The 3,679-nt window shown below is 66.3% G+C and carries 5 protein-coding genes; 2 read left to right on the top strand and 3 right to left on the bottom strand.

The genetic code is table 11. The features are described 5' to 3' along the window. The first annotated feature begins 408 nt into the window (after positions 1-408). Complete coding sequence (locus ACFYX0_RS47115) at positions 409-600, top strand: hypothetical protein (RefSeq protein ID WP_388981830.1); 192 nt, start codon at positions 409-411, stop codon at positions 598-600. A 149-nt stretch (positions 601-749) separates the two neighbouring features. Here ACFYX0_RS47115 and ACFYX0_RS47110 read toward each other — a convergent pair whose 3' ends face one another. From ACFYX0_RS47110 to ACFYX0_RS47100, 3 genes are all read right to left on the bottom strand, one after another. Continuing rightward, complete coding sequence (locus ACFYX0_RS47110) at positions 750-1,802, bottom strand: YihY/virulence factor BrkB family protein (protein WP_388981833.1); 1,053 nt, start codon at positions 1,800-1,802, stop codon at positions 750-752. A 203-nt stretch (positions 1,803-2,005) separates the two neighbouring features. Then, positions 2,006-2,185 carry a hypothetical protein gene (locus tag ACFYX0_RS47105; RefSeq protein WP_388981827.1) on the bottom strand — a complete coding sequence of 60 codons (180 nt, stop codon included), beginning with the start codon at positions 2,183-2,185 and terminating at the stop codon, positions 2,006-2,008. Between the two features lie 77 nt (positions 2,186-2,262). Then, positions 2,263-2,619 carry a PRC-barrel domain-containing protein gene (locus ACFYX0_RS47100; protein WP_388981825.1) on the bottom strand — a complete coding sequence of 119 codons (357 nt, stop codon included), beginning with the start codon at positions 2,617-2,619 and terminating at the stop codon, positions 2,263-2,265. A 784-nt stretch (positions 2,620-3,403) separates the two neighbouring features. On the opposite strand from ACFYX0_RS47100, the gene ACFYX0_RS47095 reads away from it, so the two are divergent. After that, entirely contained in the window at positions 3,404-3,568 is a 165-nt protein-coding gene (locus ACFYX0_RS47095; protein ID WP_388981822.1) for a hypothetical protein, read from the top strand. The last annotated feature ends 111 nt before the right edge of the window (positions 3,569-3,679 follow it).

The following is a 3,679-nucleotide window of genomic DNA, read 5'->3' as shown; positions in this document are numbered from 1 at the left end:
GGGGCATCGGACCGCCCAGGCCGGACCAGGCACACGAGGGCGTGAGGGAACCCGCCCACCCGTCACGGAACGTGCACACGATGCACGCAGCTGGAAGGGGACACAGCGAACGCGGGATACCAGCGCATCCAACACCGTTCGGGATGCGCGCAGTTCCGGGAACTGGCAGCAAATGCCACTCCTGGACACTGTTTAGGAACGGTTGGACGTGGTGGACCTTCGCCGCTGATCGAGTGGCACGGTGGCGGCCCGGAGGTATGGGAGCGCTGGACGCCCGTCGGTGGGCTGGCGGCCGTCGTCACCCGTTCGACGCACAGCGATCGCTGACGCACGCGGGTTCGCGTTCGCTGGGAGCGAGCCCGGCATGCGACCGGAGCTCGCCCCCCATCAAGCCAAGGAGACACAGCCATGGACCAAGGCAAGATCCATGAGTGGAACGCGGACCCGGGCGAGGGAAGCATCAAGAACGACCAAGGTGGTCCCGTGCTGTACTTCACGGTAGACGACCTCGTGATCGACCCCAACGAGATCCACCCCGGGGACACCGTCTCGTTCCAGATCCAAGGACCGGGACGCGCGGCCAAGGTCAACAAGGCCTGAGTCTCGACAGCAGCGCGCGGCAGGCACCACCCGAAGGTGAACGGGTGGTGCCTGTGTGGTTTCCGGGCCGTGCAGATCGGCCGCGGCAGTTCTGACGCGGTTCGGCAGTCCGCTCATGGTGCGGGAGGTGCCCGACCCCCAGGCCGGGATCAGACGTCTCCCAGACGTCGCCTGTCCTGGTCGTCCCACTTCCTGGTGTCGCGCGGTTGCGTGTACGGCTCCTCGTCCGGCGGCAGGCCGCCGGCGACCGCCCGCTGCCGCACGGTCTCCGCGTCGAACTCCAGTCCCAGCAGGATCGCCAGGTTGGTGATCCATAGCCACACCAGGAAGACGATAACCCCGGCCATCGTGCCGTAGGTCTTGTTGTAGGAGGCGAAGTTGGCGACATAGAACGCGAAGGCTCCGGAGGCAATCATCCAGATCACCACGGCCAGGAAACTACCCGGAGTGATCCACCGGAAGCCCTTCACCTGCGCGTTCGGACTCACCCAGTACAGGAGCGCGATCATGACGGTGACCAGGGCCACCAGGACAGGCCACTTGGCGATTGACCACAGCGTCAACGCAGTGCTCCCCATACCGAGGGCGGTCCCTGCCTGGCGGGCCAGAGCTCCGGTGAAGACCACGATCAACGCACTGATCACCGCCAGGACCAGCAAGACGACGGTCAGCCCGACGCGCAGGGGAAGGATCTTCCACACCGGGCGCCCCTCGGGCATGTCGTAGACCGCGTTCGCGGCACGGATGAACGCCGCGACATAGCCCGAGGCCGACCACACCGCCAAAATCAGGCCGACGACCGCTATCACCGAGCCGATGCCCGCGCCGCCCTGCAGCTGCTTCACGGCCCCGGTGATGATGTTCCGGGCCGATCCGGGCGCGAGCCGCTGCAGATTGCTCAGCACCATGTCCGTGGTCGACTTTCCGGTGAGGCCCAGGGTCGACACCAGCACCAGCAGTGCCGGGAACAGCGACAGAATGCCGTAGTACGTCAGCGCCGCCGCACGGTCCGCGAGTTCATCGTCTTTGAACTCCCGCAGGCTGCCCTTGAGCACCGCTCCCCACGACCGCATCGTCAGCTTCGTCGGCGCATCCGGCGCCGCCCGCTCCACCTCCGGCCCCGGACCAGCCTCTTCCGGCGCTCTGGCCTCATCGCTGCCGCGGTAGCCTTTTCGCCCTGGAAGAAGATGCAACCTCGCCATAGGCGCCGAGTACCCCCACGTCTGTGGATAACCGGTCCGGCGCCGCTTCACAACTGGAGCTGCCAGTGCCCCCACACCCCGCAGATGCGGCACCAGCCGCTGGATGGTCTGCACTCTTTCTCCTGGCCGCCTACCAGCGCGAACGCGGCTGAGACCGACCGTCGGGGGCGCGCTCCACCGCGGTGCGCCCCCGGCCGGAGGTCTCAGCGGACGAAGTGCCGATGCGAGCGGCGGGACCAGCGAAGCCCCGACAGCAACAGGGTCGCCGCGAAGACCACGACTCCGATGATCAAGAGGTAGAAGAGCCCCTTGAGGAGCACGCCGAGGAACCCGAGGACGACCGCCGCGAGGATCAGGAACAGGACAAACGCTAGGAACGCCATGAGGGAACACATCCTCCGGCCGGTGGTGCGGATGATGGATCGCCGACGTCCTGCGGGCCGGTCGGCGACATGACTGGTCAGCGGCGTGCGAGGCGGCGTCCACGCTCGGCGCCGGGCGCGTAGGCCTGGTCGTAGTGCTGGAAGATCTCCGCTTCGCGCTCAGTCGGCAGGATATCGTCCAGGCCCATGGACGGCGCCTTCTTCACCAGCCCTCTGGAATGCGCCACTTTGACATAGCCCGGCCCGAGGGTCGCCTCGTCGAGAGGGACGAAGACGAGCCGCTGACGGGTCCGTATCCCGGTACGGACGGTGGCCATGGCCGGCGCGTCGGTGCTCGTATCCACGTAGACCGCCTCCAGGGCCCCGATCTTGCGCCCTTTGGGGTCCAGCACGTCACGGTTGCGCCACTCGCGGATGTCGGCTGAATGGATCATGCCTCGCTCCTTGCGGTCCGCGGCCCCACGGACCCTCGAACGGAGAGGCTGTGCGAAAACCCGGAGCTACAGCAGCGGCCGCTCGTCAGCGGCTCTGCAAAGGACGCGGGCCCGACTGGTTTGCAATGAGCCGCACAGTTCGAGACGCCGACGCCTGCAACAGCCACCCCCAACCGTCCGGGGGCACGTCATCACCGATGAGCCCAAATCTGCCCGCCCCAGTCGTCACCGCCCTGCTACCAGGTGGGAGGCGCGGGGCACACCGAACAGAGACACACGCGAGTGTGATCACCCGGCAGGACGGGGGGAAGGCGGCGGCCTCGAGATCACGGCCGTGGAGATCCAGCCCGACACCCATGCGGAGTGACCGATCCGGCCACGCGGGACAGGCTCGACGTTCTTCGGTTCCGCGGAGCCCAGGCGTGGAAGCTTCGCGCCGCGATCAGGTCCGTGCGACGGCTCTGAGGGCAAAACAGTCCCCGGTAGTGCTGCACGTGTCCTGAAACTTCAGTCGTCACTGTCGCCTCGGTATCGCGCCGGCTTGCCGGGGGCCTTAACCACATCCTGTCCAAGTCACTCCACCGACTAGACGTCCTTGCCGACTTTGTGACTCTTTCGGTGTTGCGGTCTAAGAATTAGGAGCGCATAACATGCGCCCCAAGTCAATACACTTCCGGGAAGATTCTTTGGCATTCCGATTCGAATCCCGACGACGCGTGCTCGTGGCGCCGATCGCACCGCGGACAGCAGGCCGTACGGTCATCATTGATCGCTGCGTATCTGCGTGGAACACACCAACGCCGAGTACAAGCAGTGGCGGCCGCTGCAGCGGTTCACCGGACGGCGCGGGACCTACCCCGAAACCCATCTCGCGATCGCCGGCCTCGTCTCCGACCACTCCGCCCGCAGGCCCACGCCCAGCACTGAACCTGGATCCATCGATCGGTGACCGGCTGACGGTGCCTCCATGGAGAGGACGTGCCTTGTGACCTGCGAGGATGGGAGTTCTCTAGGCTTCCAACCCGCAGCAAGACAAGGCACGTCCTAAGTGAAATCCTCC

Source organism: Streptomyces sp. NPDC002573 (genome assembly GCF_042889625.1).
GTDB lineage: Bacteria > Actinomycetota > Actinomycetes > Streptomycetales > Streptomycetaceae > Streptomyces > Streptomyces gibsoniae.
This window is presented reverse-complemented; position numbering and strand designations above follow the sequence as displayed.

Bases quoted from the DNA above. Each gene is read 5' to 3' on its own strand.
- ACFYX0_RS47115 (WP_388981830.1), top strand. From the start codon at position 409: ATGGACCAAGGCAAGATCCATGAGTGGAACGCGGACCCGGGCGAGGGA.
- ACFYX0_RS47110 (WP_388981833.1), bottom strand. From the start codon at position 1,802: ATGGCGAGGTTGCATCTTCTTCCAGGGCGAAAAGGCTACCGCGGCAGC.
- ACFYX0_RS47105 (WP_388981827.1), bottom strand. From the start codon at position 2,185: ATGGCGTTCCTAGCGTTTGTCCTGTTCCTGATCCTCGCGGCGGTCGTC.
- ACFYX0_RS47100 (WP_388981825.1), bottom strand. From the start codon at position 2,619: ATGATCCATTCAGCCGACATCCGCGAGTGGCGCAACCGTGACGTGCTG.